Below are 19,257 nucleotides of genomic sequence, written 5' to 3'. Positions count from 1 at the left end.
ATCAGCGTGGCAGCGAGTTTCGTTATAGTCAATGGTTGTAACCTAACTACGACCCACGCCGGCGCACGCGGGCGGCGGAATCCCCGCCCACCGACCGTCGTTACGAAACTCCCATCCGTAATGAAATGTCCACCCTGGCCCGTCTCCGACGGCACGGCCGGTGGGTCAGGCGAGGAGGTAAGGCCCGTGCACCAGCGGTTCCGGCGTGTGGAGCGCATCGCTCCGGTCGTGGTCGCCGCGGGGGCGCCCCACGGGCGGGGACGGGCCGGGTCCTGGCCGGCGTGGCGCATGCCCGAGGTGGGTGCCCCCGTCGCACTGGTCCTGATCATCACGGCGATCGGTCTCGTCGCACCCGCCGACGTACATCTGGCGTCGCTCCTCATCGCCGCACCCGCCCTGACAGCGGCGGTCTCGACGGCGCGCGCCACCACCTGGGTGGCCACGCTGTCGCTGGTGGCCGCGGTGATCTGCGACGTCCACGACGGCCTGGCCCGCTCCGCCATCCTGCCGATACACATCGCCGCGCTGCTCGTGGTCTCCGTCTTCCTCATCGCCTTCTGCAGCGCCCGTGACCGCAACCGCCGGGAGACGAGCCAGTTGCGGGCGATCTCCGAGGCGGCGCAGCAGGTCGTCCTGCGGCCCCTCCCGCACCGGATCGAGAACCTGCGCCTCGCCTCGGTGTACCGGGCGGCCGAGACGATGGCCGAGGTCGGGGGCGACCTCTACGCCGCGGCCCGGACGCCGTACGGCACCCGGCTCCTCATCGGCGACGTCAAGGGCAAGGGCCTGAAGGCGTTGGACGACACGGCGGCGCTGCTCGGCGCCTTCCGCGAGGCGGTGCACCAGCACCCCACCCTGCCCGGCCTGGCCGCGGCGCTCGAAGGCAGCGTGCGCCGGCACGTGGCCGAGGCGTCCGAGGCGGACGCGGACGCGCCCGAGCGGTTCATCACCGCGCTGCTGGTGGAGTTCCCGGCCTGCGGGGGCCTCATGCGGACGGTCAGCTGCGGGCACCCCCTGCCGCTGCTGCTGCGCGACGGCCGCATCACCGCGCTCGCGGGCCCGGCGCCCGCGCCGCCGCTCGGGCTGGCCGGCCTCGACCCCGCCGCGTACCGGGAGGGCCGCTACCCGCTCCTCCCGGGCGATCTGTTCCTGCTCCACACCGACGGTCTCACCGAGGCGCGGGACCGCTCGGGCGCCTTCTACTCCGTGACCGACCGCGGGATCCCCCGGTCGGTCACGGCCGCGTGCGACCCGGAGTCCCTGCTCGAGGAAGTCCTGGCGGACCTGCTCCGCCACACGGACGGACAGCTCAACGACGACGTCGCGCTGGTGGCCGTGCAGTGCCCGCCCGCCGCCTGACACGGCGCGGCACCGGCCCCGATCAGGACGCCGTGACGTCGAGTTCGATGCGGGGACCGCCGGTGTCGGGCAGCCACAGGGGCTCGCGCACCCGGGCCCGAACGGCCCGCCCCACCGGTTGCGCGACGAGACCTCGTGGACCGGACGCCGGTCGGCAGCGACCCCCCAGCGGCCCAGCGGACACCCGAAGGCCGGCATCGCGATCATCCGCCGGCCGTCCTCGGTGGGCACGCCCAGCAGCTCGCAGACGGTGCCGGCCTCGTAGCGCGGCACCGCGGTCAGCACTCCGCCGATGCCCCCGGCGCGCGGCCGGCAGCGAACTCCGGATGGCCGGGCAGATGCCGGCGCCGCCATGGTCGTCCACCGCGAAGACGAAGAGGAGCAGCGGGATCTCGGTGAAGTGCCGCGGCGTCCTCGTGCGGTGCCGCACCGAGCCTGCCGGCCGCGATGTCGGCGTACTCCTGCCGCCGGCAGGACGCGTAGAGCGCGGCGAGCCCGCCTTGAGCCCGGGGCCGTCGACGGCGAGGAAGTGCCGGCGTTGCACGTTGCCGCCGTTGGGCACCCGGATCGCCGCGTCCAGGATCCGGCACCGGCTCTCGATCGGGATCGGGTCGGGCTTCATGCGGCGCATGATCCGGGCCGTGCAGAGCGCCTCGTGAACATCCACCGGCCGGCTCCCTGTCACAGAGACCGTCCGTAACACGAACCGCCGTCGCCCGCCCGCTGCCCGGGCCGGGTCAGCAGGAGCCGGACGGGCGCGCCGCGATAGCCGGCCAGAGGGTGTCGGCCACGCGCTCCGCGACGTCCGCACCGGAACCACCGGTGCGCAGGTAGTCCGCGAAGTAGCTGCCGAGGCAGAGGGTCACGACGGTGTCGAGGTCGACGTCCCCGCGAATCTCGCCGCGCTCGCGGAGCCGCAGCAGGATCCGCGCCAGCTCCTCGCACCGGGGGCCCACGCCGTGCTCCCGCATTTGCTCCAGCAGGCCGGGGACGCGTTCGGCCTCCGCCATGAAGTTGCCGTGCAGCGCCATCGCGCCCCTGTTGTGGTAGCGCGGGTCGAGGCGGCGCACGCCCTCCCGGAACGCCTCGGCCGCGGGCAGCGCCTCCATGTCGACGTCCGGGTACGCCTCGCGCTGAGCGCGGAGGCCGTACCGCAGGGCGTCGACGACCAGGTCGTACTTGTTCGCCCAGCGCCGGTACAGCGTGGGCCGGGTGACCCCGGCGTCGGCGACGATGTCCCCGATGGTCATCTGCGAGTACCCGTCGGCGACCAGGCGCTTGCGCGTCGCCTGGATGATCGCCTCCTCGATCGCCGGGTCCCTCGGCCGGCCACCGGCCCGCGAGGCGGCGCCGCGGCCGGTCCCCTTGGCGTCCCCGGCGCTTCCGGCGCGGTCGTTGCCGCTCATGCGCGGTCCTCTTCTCTGCGGACACGCCCCACGCACTCGACAGCGGGGCGTTACATTACATAAGTGTAATGTAACGGTCTCTCGCCTCACCATGGGAACGGCCCTCGTACGGTGATACCGGCCGGAAAGGTCACGGACACCATGTAAGACGCCGGCCGGTCCGCCGCTGGGGGTGCCGGGCGGGAGCGGCGCGGCTATCGTACCGACTGGACGGTATGAGCCGATCCCCCGCGAGCCCTCGAGGAGCCCCGCATGCCGCGCGCGAAGTCCAACGGTATAGAGCTCGAGTACGACACTTTCGGCAGCGCGGGCGATCCGGCGCTGCTGCTCGTCATGGGCCTCGGTGCCCAGATGACGCTGTGGCGGCCGGAGTTCTGCTCCGCGCTCGCGGACCGCGGCTTCTTCGTCGTCCGCTACGACAACCGCGACGCGGGGCTGTCGACCGGTCTTGACGAGCACCCCCTCCCGGACATCGGCGCCATCCTGTCGGGCGACGCCTCCAGCGTCCCCTACCTGCTGGCCGACATGGCGGACGACGCCGTGGGGCTGCTGGACGCGCTGGACATCCCGGCCGCGCACGTCGTCGGCGCCTCGATGGGCGGCATGATCGCCCAGCAACTGGTGATCGACCACCCCGACCGGGTGCTGTCGCTGTGCTCGATCATGTCCACCACCGGCGACCGGTCGGTCGGCCGGGCCTCGGCGGAGGCCATCGCGGCGATGCCCGGCTCGAACGGCGTCCCCCTGACCCGCGAGGACGTCGTCGACGAGGCGGTGCGCCGGGCCGCCGTGATCGGCTCCCCCGCCTACCCGCCGGCTCCGCAGGAGCTGCGCGAGCGCATCACCGCCGCTCACGACCGCGCGTACCGCCCGGAAGGCTACGTGCGCCAGTACGCCGCGATCCTCGCCTCGCCCGACCGCACGCCGGGCCTGCGGCAGGTGACGGTGCCGACGGTGGTCGTGCACGGCGAGCAGGACCCCCTGATCGACCACAGCGGCGGCCGGGCGACGGCGGCCGCGGTCCCCGGCAGCGAACTGCTGCTGATCCCCGGCATGGGCCACGACTTGCCGGAGCAGGTGTGGCCGGCGGTCGTGGACGCGATCGCCCGCAACGCCGCCAGGGGCGCCTGAGCCCGAACACCCCCACCGGGTCCGGCAACGTCGTGGGGGCCGGGCCCGGGGGCTACCGCACCGACGCCGCCGGCGGGCGCTCGCGCAAGGCGCCGTAGCCGATGAAGTACGCGGGCACCCGCTTGAGCCAGGGCGTGGAGTTGAGCAGGCCGGCGAGGCGCCCGGCGCGGTCGGCGTCGCCGAGCGGGGATCGCCCGGCCAGCACCGGGGCGATGAAGCGACGGTGCGCCAGGCGCTGCAGGGCCTGCGTGGCGGCCGTGGTCGGCCACCGGCGGAGCTGGACGGCGCGCACGTCCCGCAGCCCGACCCTGCCGCGGCGCAGCGGCTCCACGAGATGGCGGGCGGTGGCGACGGCGTCCTCGACGGCGAGGTTGATGCCGATCCCGAACACGGGCGACATCGCGTGGGCCGCGTCGCCGATGCACAGCAGCCCCGGGCGGTGCCAGCGCTCCAGCCGGTCGCAGCGCACGTCGAGGAGCTTGATCTCGTCCCAGGAGCGCACCGCTCGCACCCGGTCGCCCAGCCACGGCACGGCGGCCGAGAAAGCGGCGAGGAAGTGGCCGAGGCCCGCGGCCCTGCGGTCGGCGTCGCTGCCCTTGGGGATCAGCGCGGCGCACTGCCAGTACTCGCCGCGGTCGATCATCGCGGTGAGGAAGCGGTCACCGACCCCGGCCACCAGCCCCTGCGGGTCACCCGGGTGCCGCGGCACCCGGAACCACCACGCGTCCATCGGGCAGCCGAACTCCCGCAGGCCCAGTTCCGGCCGCGACCGGGCCAGCGACGCGCGACCGTCGCAGGCCACGGTCAGGGTGGCCCGCAGTTCGCCGCCGCGGCCGTCCCGGGTGCGGTACCGCACGCCCGTGATCCGGCCGCGCTCCTCGATGAAGGAGGTCGCCTCGGTGCCCATGCGCAGCGTGAACGCCGGCTCGCGGCGCGCCTCGTCCGCCAGGAGGTCCAGCAGATCCCACTGCGGCACCATCGCCACGTAGTTGTACGGTCCCCTCAGGGTGCCGACGTCCGAGACGGTCACCAGGGTCCGCCCGGGGCCGATCGGCAACTGGACGGTGGCGACGCGGCGCTGGGGCAGCGCGGCGAAGCGTTCGGCCAGGCCGAGCTCGTCCAGCAGGGCGAGGGTCGAGGGGTGCACGGTGTCGCCGCGGAAGTCGCGCAGGAAGTCGCCGTGCTTCTCCAGGACGGTGACCTCCACCCCCGCCCTGGCCAGCAGCAGGGCGAGCACCATGCCCGCCGGGCCGCCGCCCACCACGCAGCACGTGGTCCGTTCCATCGCAGCCCGCCCTCCGCCGTCGCTCGACCCCGACACAACGGGACATATTATCCTTGAACGGTGCACATTAATGCCGTCATGAGGTGCCACGCACTCCCGGAGGCCTGATGAGCCAGCAGCCGGTCACCCTGCCCTTCACCGATCCGGCCTTCGTCGCCGATCCCTTCCCCCTCTACGAGGAGCTGCGCCGGGAGGGCCCGGTGCGCCGCGCGGTCATCCAGGGCGAGCTCGAGGCCTGGCTGGTCACCCGGTACGAGGACGGCCTGGCGGCCCTGACCGATCCGCGGCTGAGCAGCGACGTCCGCGACGCCGCGGACCCGCGGCTCATGGCACGGCTGCCCACCACCGAGCGCGAGTCGATGATCCGCACGATGCTGCGCGCCGATCCGCCCGACCACACCCGGCTGCGCCGGCTGGTCTCCAAGGCGTTCACCGCCCGCCGCGTGGCCGAGCTGGAGCCGCGCGTCCAGGCCATCACCGACGAACTGCTCGACGCCATCGTCCCGGCCGGGCGCGCCGACCTCGTCGAGGACTTCGCGGTGCCGCTGCCAGTCACGGTCATCAGCGAACTGCTCGGCGTGCCCGTCTCCGACCGCTACGACTTCCAGCGGTGGACCGACGACATGGTCCTCCAAGGGCCCCGGCCACCGGACCCGGCCAAGATCGAGGCGGCCTGGCAGCAGATGCACGGCTACCTCACCGGGCTGCTGGACGCCAAGCGGGCGCACCCCGGGGACGACCTGCTCAGCGCGCTGATCGCCACCCACGACGACGAGCAGCGGCTGGACCGCCACGAACTCATCGCGATGGCCTTCCTGCTCCTGGTCGCCGGGTACATCACCACCGTCAACCTCATCGGGAACGGCATCGCCGCGTTGCTCACCCACCCCGACCAGCTGCGCTTGCTGCGCGAGGACCCGGAGCTGCTGCCCGGCGCGATCGAGGAGTTCCTGCGCTACGACGGACCGGTCAACCCCGGCATCGCGCGCTTCGCCCGCGAGGACCTGACCATCGCGGGGGTGGCGGTCCCGCGCGGCGCGACCGTCGTGGTCGCCTCCGCCATCGCCGACCGCGATCCGGCGCGGTTCGCCGACCCGGACCGCCTGGACATCACGCGGGCCGACAACGCCCACCTCGCCTTCGGCCACGGCATCCACTACTGCCTGGGCGCGCCGCTGGCCCGGCTGGAGGGCAGGATCGCCATCGGTACCGCCCTGCGGCGTCTGCCCGGCCTCGCGCTCGCCGTGCCGGCCGACGAGCTGCGCTGGCGGCCGCGCGTGCTGCGCGGCCCCTCGCGGCTGCCCGTCACCTTCGGTTCCGCCCACGGAGAGCACGTCCCGTAGCCCTCCGGCCCGTAGCCCTCCGAACGCGCCCCGCCGGGCGAGCCGCGAGGGGCTCGCCCGGCGGGGCGGATTCCGGCGGGAGCCGGTCAGATGCGGGAGCCTCCGGTCGGGCCCCTCACGTCCGAGGACTTCCCGCGGCCGACGCCCGGCCGCATCGAGGCCGCCGCCAGCGCGAGCAGCAGCGCGATGACGCCGACCACCACGTTGTTGATGATCGTGCGCATTGTGCTGACGTCGCCCGCGATGCACCACGGCGAGATGATCGTCCAGAGGCCGATGATGGCCGCGGCCCATGCCATCGAGTGAGTGCGCTCGAAGGCCCTGCCCACGCCGCCCATGAGCATGGCGTACGCGATGCCGACGATGAGGTTGCCGACGGCTATCGTCGACAGGCCGTTGAAGCCCACGATCCAGGGGGACGCCGCCAGGTAGGTGCCGGTCACCAGGCCCATGGCCTCGATCGCCTGGCCCCGGTTGGTGGCGGTCGTCCGTTCGTACTCCGCACGCAGCGCCAGCAGGTCGGGGTGCTGCTCGATACTCGGTCGCGTAGAGGCCATCTAAACCATCCCCACTCATTTCGGACGTTTCACCCCACACTTACCCACGATGCGGCGGTCAAGACGTGGAGATTCGCGCCGGACCGTTCAAGCGGCCCGCTCCCCCTGCTCAGGCCTCTCGTCCCGCCGAGCAGTCGACGCACAGCCGGCTCAGGGGCAGGGCCGTCAGGCGCTCCCGTCCGATCGGCTTGCCGCAGGCCTCGCAGGATCCGTAGGTTCCCTCATCGAGACGGCGCAGCGCTTCGGAGGCGTGGCGGATCCGGTCCGCGGATCGCGCGGCCTCGGCATCGAGCCGATCCGCCACCGTCGCCTTGTCCGCGGCGTCCGCGGCGTCCAGAAGGCAGTCGGCGGCAAGACCGGCCCGCGCCCGCTCCGTCCCGGCCAGGGCGTCACGTGCCTCGCGCAGGACGGCCGCCAGCTCGGTACGGATCCGTTGCCGGTCCTGCTCGTCCGGGTCGGATGGACCGGGGCGGTCCCCCGGGGGCTCCGTGGACATCGGCCGTCTCCTCCTCGGAGTTTCAAGAATCCGGTCGGGGATCTGTGGGCGATTCCGGGTACTGGGAGAGTGAGATGCGAACGCCCGCGTTCCGGCCGGCCAGGTACCCGGGGGAGCCGACGGCGACCGTCCCGGGGCTGCGGAGGAACCCGACATGACCGCGGACTGCCTCACCACCATTGTCACGATCACGCACAACCGGCGCGGGCAGCTTCTCGAGACGCTCGGACGGCTGACCTCTCGCCTACGACCTGGCGGCCCGCGGCTGGGCCTGCTGCTACTGCCCCCAGGTGCGGTCGGTCCACCAGCCGTCCCCGGGGCCGCGCCCGGGCCCTGCGGCGCACGTGGCACCTGGCGGCCGATGCCGCGGGCTACCCTGTCGCGCGCGACGCTCTGACCGGCGTGCTCACGCGCCTTCCCGCGGCTCTGCGTGACCGGCGCAGCCTGCCGGCACCGGTGGAGGCCGCGGCCGCGCTGCTGGAGCGTTGAGCACACGCCGGTCAGAGGATCTGCTCGGTGTCGATCCGGGCGTCCACGCGCTTGTAGGCCTCGGGCTGCTGGGTGAGCACCGGCAGTCCGGTGGACAGCGCCAGGTGCGCGGCGTGGGCGGTGGAGATGTCCGTGGCGCGCTCGTGGGCGATCTGCGCGACGGACCAGCAGGTGGCCTCACCGAGCGCCCGGAAGACGAAGCACGGTGCGGCCAGGGCGTCCTGGAGGCGTTCGTACACCTCGCCGAGGACGGACTCGGTCAGGCCCTGGGCGAAGGGGACCGCCGGGACGTACAGCGGCACCGCGGTCTGCGCCGAGCGGATGACCCGGGCGACCATGTACGGGCGCCCCAGGGCGAGGGCCCGGACGGCGGTGTGGTCGAGGATGTACCCGCCGCTCACGCCGCCTGACCCGGGTCGGCAGGAGGAGCGGTCTCGAAGCCGCGCCGCGCGTCGGCGGAGGCGACGGCCTCGAGGGCAACCTCCCACTCACCGGGGTTTTCCTGGCGGGCCCGGGCGGCGAGCCAGTCCACGGCGCGCAGGGCGCGTTCGGTGCGCTGGAGCCGTTCGGTGACGGCCGCCTCGATGAACGCGGACCGGTTGCCGCCGGGGCCGCCGGCCAGCTTGTCGACCGCGGCGACGGTGTCCTCGTCGAGGGTGATGGTGACCTTCTGCTTCGCCATACGGTCACCTTACTGAGGTATGGCCGTGCGGGCGACGATTGTCACCCGCCCGGACGACCGCGTGGCGGACCCCGATGGGACGATGTCCCCCGCACGTACGCACCCAGGGGAGGCTCCACCCGCCATGTCGCTCATCCATCACACGACACTCACGCCGACCAAGCTCGAACTGCTCACGCGATGGCTGCCCCGGCAGACCTGGTACGCGGGCGCGGGGCGGGAGCCGGAGCTCGCGAAGGCCGGCGGCTTCCGCCTGGACGACCCCCTGGGCGAGGTCGGGGTGGAGTTCATGGTGGTCACCGACCAGGACGGCGCCGCCTACCACGTGCCCATGGCCTACCGCGGCGCGCCAGTGGCCGGCGCCGAGGGCGCGCTCATCGGCACCACGGAGCACGGTGTGCTGGGCAGGCGCTGGATCTACGACGGCGCGCACGATCCGGTGGTGGTGGCCCAGTTGATCGCCCTGGTACGCGGTGAGACCGTGGCGCAGGCCCAGAGCGTCAGCGACACGCCCGACCCGACCGTCGCCCGCCACTACGCGGGACCGGCGGACGCCGTCGTGTCCGGCGCCGGAACCGTGGCCGACGGCCCGCAGGCCGCGACCGACGTGACCGTCGACGCCGGCCCGGCCGGCCGCCTGGTCCTCCGCGTGACGCGTGTACTGCGGCCCGGCGCGGGGGGCGGTGTCGCGAACGGCGCGCTGGGGCACGTCGACGCCCGCTGGCAGCAGCCTGACGGCACCGAGGCCCGCTCGGTCTTCGCGAGCCTGCGGAAGGCCGCAGAGGCCTGAGCCGAGGGCAGGGGTCGCCGAACCGCCGTGCGTGGCCGGCGGTTTCGATAACCTCCCGGCATGAGGATCACGGGGGCCCTGGCGGTGGGAGCCGTCTTCGGGATGCTCACCTCGCTCGTCAACGCGCTGTCGTCGCCGTACTCGGAGCTCGGGGCCCGGATCACGGGCACCCCCTGGGGCGGCAGCGCCAAGGTCCTCAGCCTGCTGCTGGACGCGGGCTGGTCCTGGGCCGCCCTCGCGGTGGCCGCGGGCCTGCTCGCCCGGACGCCCGCCGGCGGCGCGCTGGCCGGACCGCTGTCGCTGGTCATCGCCACGGCGACGTACTACGCCACGGACCACCTCCTGGTGGACGCCGGCACGGACGTCCTGGTCTGGGCGGTGGTCGCGGTGTTCCTCGGACCGTTCCTCGGCATGACGGGCGCGGCCGTCCGGCGCCCCGGACTGCCCGGCCTCCTGGCCGCGTTGACGGTTCCGGTCGGTGCCGCCGTCCAGATGGCCGTCCTGCCGCCCCGGCCGCACCTCACGGTGACCCCGGCGATCGCCGTCGCCGAGGCCCTCGTCTGGACGGCCTCGGCGGCAGGCGCGGCATGGGCCCTCCACCGCTTCCTCGCGGAGAGGCGTACCGTCAGGGCACGGTGACGACGGCCCTCGCTCGCCGAGCGGCGGGATGCCGGCTGACGGAGACTGGGTGGAACACGGTCGTGCTGCCGTGATCGTCGACCGGGTCTCCCCAGGGAGCGGACATGCGCATCGACCTCACCGGACGGACCGCCTTGGTGACGGCGTCGACGCAGGGCATCGGCGCGGCCATCGCGGCCGGGCTGGCACGGGCGGGTGCCCGCGTCGGCGTGAACGGCCGCGACCCGGACCGGGTGGACCAGGCCCTCGAGGAACTGCGGGACGAGATACCGGACGGCGAGTTCGTCGCCGTCGCAGCCGACGTGGCCACCGAGGAGGGTGCCGGACGGGCCCGCGAGGCGGTGCCGGACGTCGACATCCTCATCAACAACCTCGGCGTCTACGGCGCCAAGGACGCCCTGGAGATCGACGACGCCGAGTGGCGCCGGTACTTCGAGGTCAACGTCCTGTCCGCCGTCCGCCTCACCAGGATGTACATGCCGCGGATGCTGGACCGGGACTGGGGCCGCATCCAGTACATCTCCAGCGAGTCCGGCGTGGCGATCCCCGTCGAGATGGTCCAGTACGGCATGACGAAGACCGCCATGCTCGCCCTCGGCCGCGGCTTCGCCAAGAAAGCCGCCGGTTCGGGCGTCACGGTGAACTCGGTCCTGGTCGGCCCGACCCGCACCGTGGGCGTGGAGGAGTTCGTCCGGGGGCTCGTCGGAAGCGAGTTGCCCTGGGAGGAGGCGCAGCGCCGCTTCATGCGCGAGCACCGCCCGCAGTCGCTGCTGCAACGCCTCATCGAGCCCGCGGAGATCGCCAACATGGTCGTGTACCTCAGCTCCGACCTCGCCTCGGCCACCACCGGCGGCGCCGTGCGCGTCGACGGGGGCTGCGTGGACGCCGTCATCCCCTGATCCGGCGTCAGCCGAGCGGCCGTGTCATCCGTGCCGTCCGCTCCAGCCAGGAAATCGCCACCGTGCAGCGGCGCGCGACGACTTCCTCCGGCTCGCCGTTGAGGAGGGCGAAGGACACCTGCTCCAGGCCGAAGGTGAGGTACCACGTCCACGCCCGGTGCAGGGCCGCCCGGTCGACGGCCGCCGCCACCTTGTCCCAGCCGTGCCAGGCCAGGCAGGCGGCGTCGACGGCCGGATCGAACGGCTGGGCCAGGTCCCAGTCCAGTACGCCGAGCACGCGGCCGTCACCGCTCCAGTGCAGGTTGTCGCCTGCGAGGTCACCATGGACCAGGGACGGTTCCACCACGGGCAGGTCAACAGCGGCACCCACGCGGCGCAGCGCCTCGGACCGCCACGTGCGCGGCAGCCGGGGAACGACGTCCCGCTCCATCATCTCGGCCCACCGGTCACCGCCCGCGTACTCGTGCGCCGCGCCCAGCAGGCTCCGGAGGTCTCCGCAGTCCACCTCGCGCAGCGCCCGCAGCAGCCGGGCGAGTTCCTCCGGCTCCCCGCCCCCACTCCTCGGGGCGGGCGCTCCCTCAAGCCAGGACAGCGCGACAGCGGTGTGCCCCGCCACCCGGACCACGCCGGACAACGGGCGCGGCACCGCGAAGGGCAGGTCCAGCGCCCCCAGGCGGCGCGGCAGTTCCACGTTCCGGGGCAGTGCCGCGACCGCGGTGGGCTTCCTCGCGACGCGTACGACCGCGGCGCCGGGAAGCAGCACCACATGGTGCGAACCACCGCCCGCGAGGGTCGCGCCGGTCAGGTCCTGTCCCGGCAACAACAGGGCGGCGGCGACGGTCAGCAGTTCCTCGGGCACGACGGTCAGCAGTTCCTCGGGCGCGTGACCGACCATCACCGCAGCGTAGGGCCCCCGCGCGCGGCGCGGTAGCCTTGCGATCATGGCGGACTGGAACATGCGGCCGGCCGCGGCGACGGACGTCGAGGCGGTGGCGGAGCTGCGGGCCGTGGTGCTGCGGGCCGACCTGGAGCGGCTCGGACGGTACGACGAGCACCGCGTGCGGCAGCGCCTGCGGGACGCATTCGTGCCGGAGCACACCTGGGTCGTCGACGTGGACGGCGCGTTCGCCGGCTGCGTCGCGCTGCGGCCGGCCGAGGGCGCCCGCTGGCTGGAGCACTTCTACCTGGCCCCGCGGCTGCAGGGGGGCGGCATCGGCACCGCCGTGCTGCGGGAGCTGTTGCAGCGGTGCGACCGCGACGGCGTCCCGGTCCGGCTCAACGTGCTGCGGGGCAGCGCGGCCCGGCGGCTGTACGAGCGGCACGGGTTCACCGTCGACACCGAGGATCCGGTCGACGTGTTCATGGTGCGCGAGCCCGCCGCCGTGCGCGGCGCCTGATCCCGGGGGCCGCCGCGGCGGCCCGGTCAGCCGCGCAGCCCGATGCGGGGCGGCGTGGCCGTGCCGTGCAGCCTCCTGGCGTAGGCACGGTAGCGGCGGCGGCACCGGATCGGCATGAGCACACGGACTCGCAGCGGGGCGCCCTTCAGGAGTCCCTCGCGCCGACGCGGATGCCAACCCGGCGCGGCCACCAAGAACGGGGCCGCTGTCAGGCCCTCCGCGGTCGCATCAGCGCGAGGTCCTCGCCCCAGGCGTCCAGCACAGCGCCGTGCCCGGCCCGGCGGGCCGCGGCCTCGACGCGGGCGAACAGCCCCCGCTGCGCGGACACGTCCCCGGTCGCCGAGATGGCGTCCGCGGCGTCGAGCAGCACGCGGGTGTCCCAGCCCGGCAGCGGGAACCGGGCGAGTTCCCACTCCAGGTACTTGTTGTAGGGGCGGGGGCGCCGGTCCAGGGCGAAGAGCGTCTCGAGCAGGAGGCCGACACTGTCGGCGGCATCGAGCCGTGCCGCGAGCGCGTGACCGTCGCGGTCGTTCTTCAGCGAGCGGTAGAGCGAGTTGACGTAGGCGTCGAGCCACCGGCCCGCGTCCCTGAACGCCTCATCGGCGTCGAGCCGCGCCTTGGTCGCCACGATCCGGGCGATCCCTCCGTGGAGCCGGTCGAGAACGATCCGGGCGCGGGCGAGGGCGTAGCGCTCGAACCCCGGCATGCCGGCGGCGCGGAACTCCTCCAGGGAGACGATGACGAGGTCGAGTTCGGGACTGCGGTGCCCCGCGAAGCGCGTGAGATCCGTCGTGGCGCCGTCGGCGACCACGACGTACAGGTCGTGGTCGGAGTGTTCGGTGGTCATGCCCTCGTGGGCCCGTGAGCCTTTGAGGACGAGGCCGACGACAGCGGGATCGGCGGTGGCGACGTCGACGAAGGCCTCGTAGGCATGGGGCTGCTGCGAGCTCACTGCGCGGCCCCGCCTCTTCCGTAGCCCGATTGGGCGTCGATCCGGGCCGCCGTCCGCACGCCGCCCTCCGTCCAGTACTGGCCGGGCTTCGGTTTCGCCGCCGAGATGACGTCCACGTGGAGCGCCTCGCTCCAGCCGTCCGGGCCGGGGGTGACGTAGTCGACCTCGATGCGGCGGGGGACGGTGGCGGGCTGCGGAGCGCTGTGCCGGAACCCCTTGCCGGTGAAAAGTTCGGCCTCCCCGGGGCGGGCGGCGGCCGTGGTGGGGCCGGACGCCCACCACACCGCCTTCAGGGCCGCCGGGCCCACGGCGTCGGCGTCGGCGTCCCGGACCACGAGACGTTTCTCCGGCTCACCAGGGCAGCTGGGGCCCTTCACGGTGATCGCCTCGCCGCCTGCCCGGGCGCCGGACAGCGGCGGTCCCGGGTCCGAGCGGCTGAGGGCACACCCCGGGACGAGCACCGGCAGCGCGGCAGGCCCCGCGACCGCTCCGGCCGTTCTTCCGGACATGGGTTGCTCCGTCCCCCTCTGCCGACGGTGATCGCCCGTCGACCGGCGGCCCACTGTACGGACGGTTCGGCCACCATGCCCAGGGGATTACGCCCACGGGTCTCCGCCGACCATTGAGGAGCCGGGCGAACGGGCGTTGCCGGTGCCGGATGTCACGATCGAGGGGTGAGGGACACCGACTTCGACTGGCGGTCCTTCCTCGTGCGCTGGAGCGGGGAGTGGGCCGATGCCCAGGATCCCGGCGCGTCTCCCTCCGAGGAGTACCGCCACCGGTCAGTCCACACCCTGATGTGCGCGGGCCTGGTGCGGCGGTGGGGGCCGGTTCGGCGGTGCGGTGAGGTGCTCGCGGGAAGACGTCGACGCCGCCTCGGTGACCGCGTTCGGCGATCTCGCGGATCAGCCGGGTTCCGGTCCCCGCAGGAGCCTCTGAACGCCGCGCCCGTAGACAGTGTCTCCCCCGCGCGGCGGCGGCTCGCGCTGGTGGCGAGCGTCGCGGGCGCCGCGATCGTCGCCCTGGACGGCGGCGTCCTGCTGGTGGCGCAGCCCAGCCTGCAGCGGGACCTCGGCGCGAGCGTGGCCGAGATCGTCATCCCGGGCACGGGCGATCCGGGGCACCTGGTGAACAACGTGGCGGCGGGCGCGCTGCCGCTGACGGACGAGGAGACGGCGCTCATCGACCGGCCGCCCCGCCCGCTGACCCGGGCGGGGCCGCGCCGGCCCGGCTCGGCCCGGCCCGGCGTGGCGGCGGTCAGTCGTGCGGGACGACGGCCACCGGCGCCTTGGCGTGGTGCAGCACGGCGTGGGTCACCGGACCGATGTGCAGGCCGGCGGCAGAGTGCCGGACGCGGCGGCCGACGACGACGAGTGAGGCGTCGGCCGCCGCCTCGATCAGGTGATGCGCGGCCCCGCCGACCAGGGAGTGCTCCGCGACGTCGACGGCGGGGTACTTGGCCCGCCACGGCGCCAGCGCCTGGGTGAGCGCCTTGGCCTGGGCGTCGGTCAGCTCACGCTCCAGGTCCAGGGCTATGGCGGCGGGGTTGTAACCGTATGAGGCCGGCAGGTTCCAGCCGTGAACGACGCGGAGACCGGTCCCGCGCAGCATGGCGGCCTCGAAGGCGAAGGCCAGCAGGTCGTCGTGGGGGCGGGCCAGGTCGATGCCGAGCACCACGTCACGGAAGGGGGTGTACTGAGAGACCAGCCCGTCGAGGTCCGGGCGGTGCTCGTCCTTGCCCGTCTGACCGGCCCGTACCAGGACGACGGGCCGCACGGCCTGGGCGACGGTCGCCGAGGCCACGGAGCCGACGAGGAACCCGGCGAGCGCGCCGAGGCCGCGGGAGCCCAGCACCAGCAGCTCCGACTCCTCGGCGGCGGCCGCGAGGGCGGCCGCGGGCTGCCCGCTGACGAGCCCCGCGGAGATCTCCAGGTCCGGGTGGCGCAGGGCGAGTTCGGCGGCGGCGTCGCGCGACACGGACTCGGCCCACTGCCGCTGCGCGTCGGGGTCCACCGCGGCCACCGCCCCGGCCAGCGGGGCGTAGACGGAAGAGTACGGCTGCCACTCGTGGACGTGCAGGAGCCTCAGGCTCAGTCCGCGACGCTGGGCCTCGCGGGCGGCCCAGTCCGCGGCGGCCAGGCTCTCGGGCGATCCGTCGAGACCTGCGGTGACCGTACGGGACATGACGTGCCTCCTGGCGAACGTGACGAAGGGCGTGGGCTGTTCACCCCCAGCTTCCCGTCGGCCTTGGGCCTCCGGCAGGGGCCACCGGGCCCGCCCGGGGGCCGATCGGCCCATGGGCGCCGGCACCGCTCGATCAAGCCTACGGGGGCCTGCCCTGGGCCGCGGCGCGGGGTCGGCGCCGCGGCCGGGGCGGCGACAGCGGCCGGGGACATCGCGCCGGGGAGTGCTGGGCGCCGCTGTCCACCCACGGCCTCGGCAGGAACGGGCACTGGCCATCCGCCGACGAACACCCGGTGCGTGTCCGGGGTCGGCCAGGTCGAAGAGGCCCGCGGCAGGCGTCACCAACCCCGCGGCCGTGGGCCGGCCGGTGGAGCGGAGGTACGGCGCGGATCCCCTTCGTCCCGGCAACCGTGACCGGCCGCTCAGGCCCCAGCACCGGCCACGGCCCGCTCCGCCCTTGCCGACCGTGTAGCCCACCGCCTTCCCCACAGCCGGACCGCGCACCACCGGCGACCGGACAGCCCGCCCGGCCCCGACAGCCCGGCCGCCATCCGCACCCGCCCAGGGAACGGCACGTGGCCGGTGGGCAAGCGTGAGCAGACGCCGCGTCACGGCCGCCCACGCTCCGCCTGTGGGGGCACCTCGCAGCGGTGGCCAGGCAGACGTGCGGCGGACCCCGCGCCGAGCGATGCGGGCGCAGACGCGAGTCGCCGCGGGGGTCACCGGCCGAAGGCGGGCGGGCGAACCCGCGCCTCACTGCACCCCGATCGCGCCACCGCCACCCCCACCGACCGGACCCGGCGCCGCATCGTGGCCGGCCGGGCGTCCCCCGCCCTCACCGCCCGGCGGTGGACCCCCGCACCACGACCACCGGGCAATGCGCGTGATGCAGCACCGCCTGACTGACGGAGCCGAGCACCAGTCCGGCGAAGCCGCCTCGTCCACGGGCGCCGACGACGAGGAGCTGGGCGGTCCGGCTCTCCTCGATGAGGGTCTCTCGGGTCCCGCCGTGCACCGTCCTGGTCCGGACCGTGACGCCGGGGTGGCGCTCGCGGCGTCCCGCGATCGCCTCCGCGACCAGGCGTTCCTCGGTACGCGCGAGTTCGCCGGGCTCGCTCGCGTACGGCATCGTGGGGTCCAGCGGTGGCGCGGGAACGGGCGTGTTCCACGGGGTCCACGCGTGCAGGGCGAGGAGTTCTGCGCCCCGCAACGCGGCCTCGGCGAAGGCGAAGTCGACCGCGTCCGCGCCGGCCGGGGACCCGTCGACGCCCAGCAGGACCGGGCCGCCGGCGGCCGGCTGCTCCCGGACCACCATGACCGGGCACTGCCCGTGCGCGGCGAGGTGCACCGCCGTGGAGCCGAGCATCAGACCGACGAAGCCGCCCATGCCGCGGGATCCCACGACCACGAGTTCGGCGGCGCGCGACTGGGCCTCCAGCACGGTGAGGGGCTCGCCGGTCACCACGGCGTGGGAGACCTCCACGTCCGGTGCCACGCTGCCGGCGCGTTCCACGGCCTCCGCCACCACGTGTTGAGCGGCGTTGCGCAGGCCGCCGTCGGACGGGCCCAGACTCGAGGGCCCCAGCGGCACATGCATGGCGGGCCACAGGAAGGCGTGCACCACCCGCAGTCCGGCGCCGCGCCACCGGGCCTCGCGGGCCGCCGTCTCCACCGCGGCGAGGCTCGACGCCGAGCCGTCCGCTCCTACGACCACCAGCCCGCTCACCGCGCCTCCTCGTCCGCCCTGCCCGCCGTCTGCTTCCAGCCTCCCCCGGGGGCGGGCCGGCGTCCCGGTACCGTGCGCCCATCAGGGGTACCGCCGGGGCTCAGGCCCTGCGGTGCCCCCATGAGGGCCCGGTCTCCTCCCACTCGCGGCCCCACGCGGCGGCGCGGTGGCGGTCGATGCGGAGGCGGACGACCCAGCGTCCGGCGAGGACCAGCGCGCAGGCGCCCGCCGCGGCGACCGTGCCGAAGACGACGCCTTGGGCCTCGGCCTGCTCGGGGGTGAGCCGGTTCTGCTGCAGACGGCCGTTCGCGTCCAGCCAGACGAACGTGGTGGATCCCGCGGGGCTGCCCGGTTCGACGCGGGCCTCACCGGTTCGGGTGGAGCCGTCGGGGGCCGTCCACCGGACGGTGGTGAGGACCTTGCCGATGGAGCCCGTGTACGGGTTCTCCACGGCCTTCGCGGCGTCCTCGGTCAGGACGGCCGCCGCCAGGTGGGTGCCCTGGCCGCGCCGGAGCTCGGAGTCCTCCACCGCGGCCGCCGTGGCCACGCCGGCCGCAGGGGCCCCGGCGGCGATCAGCAGCGCCGTCGCCACGCCTGTCCAGGCCTCCACGACATCGGAACGCCGCCGCATCGGATTGCGGCGCCAGCGCCAGAACACCGCCCTGCCGCCCATGGCCGTGCTCCCTTCCCTGTCCGACGACCGTCGCACGCGCCGACGCTCCCGCAGCAGGGGCCACCCGGATCATTTCCGCCGTGGGACGGGGCCGACCGGCCCATCCCCGCGTGCGCGCCCGGCCTCGACGCCCCCGCACCGGGTGTGACGACCGTCACTCGCCGGCGATCGAACTTCCCGCGCCGCCCCGCGTCCTGTCGGTGTCCTCGACACCTTCCGGATACGGAGTACCGATGCCCACCCCTCTGACCGACCCCCTGTCCCCCGGCACCCATACCTTCGAGGTGGACGGAGTGGTCCAGCGCTACCATGTCCACGGCACCGGCCCGGTGTGCATCGCGCACTCCGGCGGGCCGGGCGTCTTCTGGGAGTACCTGCGCATGCCCGAGGTCGAGCGGCACCTCACGGTCGTCTACCCGGAGCCGGTCGGCACCGGTGGCTCGGGCCGGCTCCCCTCGCACCCCCACGGCTACACCCGTGAGCGCTACAGCCGGTTCCTGGACGCACTCGTCGACCACCTGGGCACCCCGCGCGTGCACCTCATGGGGCACTCGCACGGCGGCTTCGTCGTCCAGTACCACGCACTGCGCCGGCCCGCGCGCGTCGCCGGCATCGTCCTCTACGACAGCGCGCCGGTCACCGGCCCCGAGCACGGCGCCGAGGCGATGCGCATGGTCCAGGAGTTCGCCGCCCGGCACGCGGGCCACCCCGGTCTGCCGGAGGTCCTGGGGGCCCTCCAGGGGGTGTCCGCGATCTCCGACGACGTGGAGATGACGGCCGCCCTCAAGGGGCTGCTGCCCGCGTACTTCGCCGACTACTGGGGCAGGGAGGAGGAGTTCGCGCCGCTGCGCGCCGCGGTGGCGGGTACGCACATCTCGGGACTGGATGAGCACCTCGTCCCCGATGCCATCGACGACCGGGGGCAGCTGGGGGCTCTCACCGTGCCGGCGCTGGTCGTTGCCGGCCGGTACGACGTGATCTGCGGGATGCGGTGGGCCGGTGAACTGCACGAGCTGATCCCCCAATCTGAACTCGTGGTCCTGGAGAACAGCGGGCACTTCGGCCACCTCGAGGAGCCCGGGCGCTTCGCGGAGGCGGTCGTGGGCTTCGTGACCGCCCGGGAGCGGGTGGTCCCCGCCTGACGGTCCGGCGGAACGAGAGCGACGCGGGGGGCGCGTGGCTGCCGCGTCGCAAGGCTGATGGGGCTCGCCCGGCCGGCGGGGCCCGGGCCGGCCGGTGACGGAGACGC

21 protein-coding genes are annotated in these 19,257 nt (G+C 74.4%); 8 read left to right on the top strand and 13 right to left on the bottom strand.

The features are described 5' to 3' along the window. Positions 1-186 precede the first annotated feature (186 nt). A complete protein-coding gene (locus tag AC3EUJ_RS13495; RefSeq protein WP_431961385.1) occupies positions 187-1,359 on the top strand; it encodes a PP2C family protein-serine/threonine phosphatase in 1,173 nt (390 codons plus the stop codon). Positions 1,360-1,381: 22 nt separating this feature from the next. On the opposite strand, the gene AC3EUJ_RS13490 is transcribed toward AC3EUJ_RS13495, so the two are convergent. Both AC3EUJ_RS13490 and AC3EUJ_RS13485 read right to left on the bottom strand, forming a co-directional pair. Next, positions 1,382-1,981, bottom strand: coding sequence for a hypothetical protein (locus AC3EUJ_RS13490; protein WP_431961384.1), 600 nt, complete (start codon positions 1,979-1,981; stop codon positions 1,382-1,384). Positions 1,982-2,096: 115 nt separating this feature from the next. After that, positions 2,097-2,765, bottom strand: a complete 669-nt coding sequence (locus tag AC3EUJ_RS13485; protein WP_431961383.1) for a TetR/AcrR family transcriptional regulator — start codon at positions 2,763-2,765, stop codon at positions 2,097-2,099. A 252-nt stretch (positions 2,766-3,017) separates the two neighbouring features. Between AC3EUJ_RS13485 and AC3EUJ_RS13480 the strand changes: the two genes are divergently transcribed. Next, a complete protein-coding gene (locus AC3EUJ_RS13480) occupies positions 3,018-3,896 on the top strand; it encodes an alpha/beta fold hydrolase (RefSeq protein WP_431961381.1) in 879 nt (292 codons plus the stop codon). 52 nt (positions 3,897-3,948) lie between these two features. On the opposite strand, the gene AC3EUJ_RS13475 is transcribed toward AC3EUJ_RS13480, so the two are convergent. Continuing rightward, the gene (locus tag AC3EUJ_RS13475) at positions 3,949-5,181 is read right to left on the bottom strand and encodes an FAD-dependent oxidoreductase (protein WP_431961380.1); all 1,233 of its coding nucleotides are present in this window, start codon (positions 5,179-5,181) and stop codon (positions 3,949-3,951) included. 107 nt (positions 5,182-5,288) lie between these two features. On the opposite strand from AC3EUJ_RS13475, the gene AC3EUJ_RS13470 reads away from it, so the two are divergent. Next, entirely contained in the window at positions 5,289-6,524 is a 1,236-nt protein-coding gene (locus tag AC3EUJ_RS13470) for a cytochrome P450 family protein (protein ID WP_431961376.1), read from the top strand. Between the two features lie 86 nt (positions 6,525-6,610). On the opposite strand, the gene AC3EUJ_RS13465 is transcribed toward AC3EUJ_RS13470, so the two are convergent. From AC3EUJ_RS13465 to AC3EUJ_RS13450, 4 genes are all read right to left on the bottom strand, one after another. Continuing rightward, complete coding sequence (locus tag AC3EUJ_RS13465) at positions 6,611-7,081, bottom strand: SPW repeat protein (protein WP_431961375.1); 471 nt, start codon at positions 7,079-7,081, stop codon at positions 6,611-6,613. A gap of 109 nt (positions 7,082-7,190) precedes the next feature. Then, the gene (locus tag AC3EUJ_RS13460) at positions 7,191-7,577 is read right to left on the bottom strand and encodes a TraR/DksA family transcriptional regulator (protein ID WP_431961374.1); all 387 of its coding nucleotides are present in this window, start codon (positions 7,575-7,577) and stop codon (positions 7,191-7,193) included. A 500-nt stretch (positions 7,578-8,077) separates the two neighbouring features. Beyond that, complete coding sequence (locus tag AC3EUJ_RS13455) at positions 8,078-8,467, bottom strand: hypothetical protein (protein WP_431961373.1); 390 nt, start codon at positions 8,465-8,467, stop codon at positions 8,078-8,080. Next, complete coding sequence (locus tag AC3EUJ_RS13450) at positions 8,464-8,748, bottom strand: ribbon-helix-helix domain-containing protein (RefSeq protein WP_431961372.1); 285 nt, start codon at positions 8,746-8,748, stop codon at positions 8,464-8,466. The genes AC3EUJ_RS13455 and AC3EUJ_RS13450 overlap by 4 nt, the downstream gene beginning before the upstream one ends. A gap of 124 nt (positions 8,749-8,872) precedes the next feature. Between AC3EUJ_RS13450 and AC3EUJ_RS13445 the strand changes: the two genes are divergently transcribed. From AC3EUJ_RS13445 to AC3EUJ_RS13435, 3 genes are all read left to right on the top strand, one after another. Beyond that, positions 8,873-9,538 carry a maltokinase N-terminal cap-like domain-containing protein gene (locus tag AC3EUJ_RS13445; RefSeq protein ID WP_431961371.1) on the top strand — a complete coding sequence of 222 codons (666 nt, stop codon included), beginning with the start codon at positions 8,873-8,875 and terminating at the stop codon, positions 9,536-9,538. A gap of 60 nt (positions 9,539-9,598) precedes the next feature. Continuing rightward, complete coding sequence (locus AC3EUJ_RS13440; protein WP_431961370.1) at positions 9,599-10,177, top strand: hypothetical protein; 579 nt, start codon at positions 9,599-9,601, stop codon at positions 10,175-10,177. A gap of 104 nt (positions 10,178-10,281) precedes the next feature. Next, positions 10,282-11,076 carry an SDR family NAD(P)-dependent oxidoreductase gene (locus AC3EUJ_RS13435; protein ID WP_431961369.1) on the top strand — a complete coding sequence of 265 codons (795 nt, stop codon included), beginning with the start codon at positions 10,282-10,284 and terminating at the stop codon, positions 11,074-11,076. Positions 11,077-11,083: 7 nt separating this feature from the next. Here the strand turns inward: AC3EUJ_RS13435 and AC3EUJ_RS13430 are convergent, their stop codons facing one another. Next, positions 11,084-11,971: a phosphotransferase family protein gene (locus AC3EUJ_RS13430; protein WP_431961367.1), complete on the bottom strand. Its 888-nt coding sequence runs from the start codon at positions 11,969-11,971 to the stop codon at positions 11,084-11,086. Between the two features lie 46 nt (positions 11,972-12,017). Here AC3EUJ_RS13430 and AC3EUJ_RS13425 point away from each other — a divergent pair, with 46 nt between their 5' ends. After that, the gene (locus tag AC3EUJ_RS13425; RefSeq protein ID WP_431961366.1) at positions 12,018-12,473 is read left to right on the top strand and encodes a GNAT family N-acetyltransferase; all 456 of its coding nucleotides are present in this window, start codon (positions 12,018-12,020) and stop codon (positions 12,471-12,473) included. Between the two features lie 208 nt (positions 12,474-12,681). On the opposite strand, the gene AC3EUJ_RS13420 is transcribed toward AC3EUJ_RS13425, so the two are convergent. From AC3EUJ_RS13420 to AC3EUJ_RS13400, 5 genes are all read right to left on the bottom strand, one after another. After that, positions 12,682-13,425, bottom strand: a complete 744-nt coding sequence (locus AC3EUJ_RS13420; protein ID WP_431961365.1) for a hypothetical protein — start codon at positions 13,423-13,425, stop codon at positions 12,682-12,684. Beyond that, a complete protein-coding gene (locus AC3EUJ_RS13415; RefSeq protein WP_431961364.1) occupies positions 13,422-13,934 on the bottom strand; it encodes a hypothetical protein in 513 nt (170 codons plus the stop codon). The genes AC3EUJ_RS13420 and AC3EUJ_RS13415 overlap by 4 nt, the downstream gene beginning before the upstream one ends. 748 nt (positions 13,935-14,682) lie before the next feature. Then, on the bottom strand, positions 14,683-15,609 hold the full coding sequence (locus AC3EUJ_RS13410; protein ID WP_431961363.1) for a universal stress protein: 927 nt from the start codon (positions 15,607-15,609) through the stop codon (positions 14,683-14,685). A gap of 835 nt (positions 15,610-16,444) precedes the next feature. Continuing rightward, the gene (locus tag AC3EUJ_RS13405) at positions 16,445-17,335 is read right to left on the bottom strand and encodes a universal stress protein (RefSeq protein ID WP_431961361.1); all 891 of its coding nucleotides are present in this window, start codon (positions 17,333-17,335) and stop codon (positions 16,445-16,447) included. Positions 17,336-17,435: 100 nt separating this feature from the next. After that, positions 17,436-18,008 (bottom strand): Rv1733c family protein, encoded by a 573-nt coding sequence (locus AC3EUJ_RS13400; RefSeq protein WP_431961360.1) that lies wholly within the window; start codon positions 18,006-18,008, stop codon positions 17,436-17,438. A gap of 233 nt (positions 18,009-18,241) precedes the next feature. Between AC3EUJ_RS13400 and AC3EUJ_RS13395 the strand changes: the two genes are divergently transcribed. Continuing rightward, a complete protein-coding gene (locus AC3EUJ_RS13395) occupies positions 18,242-19,150 on the top strand; it encodes an alpha/beta fold hydrolase (protein ID WP_431961358.1) in 909 nt (302 codons plus the stop codon). The last annotated feature ends 107 nt before the right edge of the window (positions 19,151-19,257 follow it).

This window comes from Actinacidiphila sp. bgisy160 (assembly GCF_057707815.1).
This window is presented reverse-complemented; position numbering and strand designations above follow the sequence as displayed.